2 protein-coding genes are annotated in these 2,689 nt (G+C 39.9%); both read right to left on the reverse strand.

The window, feature by feature from the left end; genetic code table 11:
- Nucleotides 1–837 precede the first annotated feature (837 nt).
- Nucleotides 838–2,325, reverse strand: a complete 1,488-nt coding sequence (locus tag JKK62_RS16675) for an ISL3 family transposase (RefSeq protein WP_243411903.1) — start codon at nucleotides 2,323–2,325, stop codon at nucleotides 838–840.
- Between the two features lie 36 nt (nucleotides 2,326–2,361).
- The coding region (locus tag JKK62_RS16680) for a hypothetical protein (protein ID WP_201428916.1) at nucleotides 2,362–2,689 on the reverse strand (328 nt) is incomplete at its 5' end.

A 2,689-nucleotide genomic window follows, 5' to 3' on the forward strand; every position in this document is an offset into this window, starting at 1 on the left:
ATATCTGCTTAAATATATAGTTGTATTGGCAAGGTAAAAAGTAGATAAACTTAATCCATTTGTTTCTGCGCAGCATAATATAAATAAAGGTAAGAACAAAGCCTTTGATTTATGTTTTAATTAAGCCAATCAGAAAAAAACATATCTAAACAGAATGAAATGTTCTCATTAGTCATTATATCATAGAAACATATCCAGTTAAAGAGAAATTCTGATTTTTACAAAAAATATCCAGTATTTTACCTTGAAAATGATTTACAGGGTTCTATCTGCAGAAAATTTTTTATGCTGTCAAAGATTGCTCATGAAATATAAGAGCATAAACGAAAAACTTTCAGTAAAAAGCAGCGACTTTGTTTTAATAATTTCTATTTCAGAACTCACAGTCGATCCAACTAATATAATCAACTGTATTCCCGCTTTCTCAATAAAATCAAATCCGATAAACTAAGAATTACTCACTCGTCAAAGCGTAAAAGGCTCGCTCTCTAAGACTATAGCACATGTGCTTGTAAAAGCCGTAGTATGCGCTCATTAAAATGTTGAACTGCATTTGGCATAACGCTAACTCACACCCGTGAAAGCGATTGATTTTTCAAAGCCTTCAGTATCAACGGTTTTCAAACAAAAAATGAAACCATAAGTTTGTATCAACCTATGGTTTCAATATGTAAGTAGCGACCTATTTTGATACAAAGTGCACACCCTGCCTTGAGAATCGTTAAATTATGCACACCCCTCGATAAGTCAGGCATAAAAAATGCACACCCCTGCACACCCCGCAAATCAGAAAACGATTTCACAACCACAAACATATATCTTAAAAGAATAGGTTCATCACGGAAAGTTGGGGGATGGATTACGAATGGAAGGAATAGATAAGTAGCGGATAAGAGTAAAAAAGTAATCCTCGTCACGATAACCATATCCGATACGTTTAGCAACTTTGATCTTGTTGTTGAAGCCTTCCAGTTTACCGGTACTTATTTGAAACTCAGCATGAGCAGCAAGACCGGGAATGCGGCATTCTTTCTGTGATGCAAATTTGACCAGAGCCGGTATGGCGCTCTCCTTGGCAGCTTCAAACCATTTTGTCCATCCGTCAAGAGCTTGTTGATAGTTTTGCAGTTTGTACAGTCGGCACATCTCTTCTTTCATCGAATAGCAGACTGCGAGATTCTGATGATCTTGCAGAATAGATTGCAGGTGTTCGGACTGGTCATCGGTTAGTTTGCTGCCATTGGTCAATAACGTCCAACGCAGTTTCTTCAATTTGCTGTATTCCCGCTTTTCCGCTTTGGCTTTTTCTTTTATGGACTGTTTGGTTTCCTTGTCGGTATCAGTATTGATGTCGGTAAGGATTTCTTTTGACTTTGCCTTATGTTTGCGTGCTTCATCCAAGCGCACGACGCCAAGCACATCACGTCCATACTGCGACTGCATATGGAACCGGTCATAGACGATCTGCGCGTTCGGCAAATGCTGAGTAACGAGTTTGTTGTAGGATGCATTCATGTCCATCGCTACTGCGATGACTGATGATAAGGTGTCAGACGGCATATCTTCAAAGAATTTTTCAAAGTCTTTGATTGCTCTGCCTGTACCGACCCACAGCACATCGCCCTGTTCCAGATCCATAACACAGGTTGCATAACGATGTCCTTTGTGGATTGCAAACTCATCTACTGCAAGGATTCTCGGCTTGTAACCTTCCTTTTTCAGCGCATTTTCTCGTTCCCAAATGGCTTTGTCCATGATTTCTCGCTGTACCTTGCGGATGGTGTCCCAGTGTATGCCGGTCAACTCTTGTATTGCTTTAATGGATACTTTCTGCTGCAAGAAGCCTTTGATCCAGTTGGCTGCTCGGTATGTGATTCTCGTGCCGGGATATTTGAATGGGACTTCTTCTGTAAACGATTCTCCGCATACCGTACATCGATATCTGTTTCCCGTGCAAAACAAAGTCAAAGGAACATCTATGCAGAGTGGCATATCTCTCAGGTGAATCCCAAAACTATCGTAGATATATACTTTTTTTCCGCATCTGGGGCAAACCTTGTCTTTACTCCGCTGTGCGCTTTTTACCATGAGGACAGCTTGATCCTTGTGGGGACTCATGTCATATTTAATTGCTTCATATCCTTGACATTTAAAACTTATTTTGATATCTTCTAAGTAGAGCATATGTTGTTTCTCTCCATCTTTGTTTCTCGCAAACTCAATTATGGAGCTTCCTATGCTCTTTTTCAATATTCTTTTTCCCTTATCCCCCAACTTTCCGTGAAGAGGGTTTCTTTTTGAAATGGTCGCCGAGGTCGTTGACATCAAAAAAAGCCTGCCGGTCGGCAGGCTTGATTTATATTATTTTGTAAAAAGTCCTTTAACAACTCTGATAAGAAGGCTTAAATAGTTATTCAAATCAGGAATCAGGAAATCCATAAATCCGAGATTTAAGAAATGATTTTTTTGGGGTGTTTTCTGCTCAGCGTTAAGAGTGAAGCTCTGGGTATATACTATTCCGCCCTCTCCGAAAACTTCAGCCCTTATATATCCTCCGATTTCATCAGCATAATCGTCAAGGTCCAATGTTCCGTTATTCGCTTTTGTCGTTGCAATAAGCTTACCGTCAGAAATCCAGCGGACAAGCAGCGCATCGGAAGACTTGACAGAAATAGTGTTTTTGCAGATC

The sequence above is a fragment of the Ruminococcus difficilis genome, from assembly GCF_016680995.1.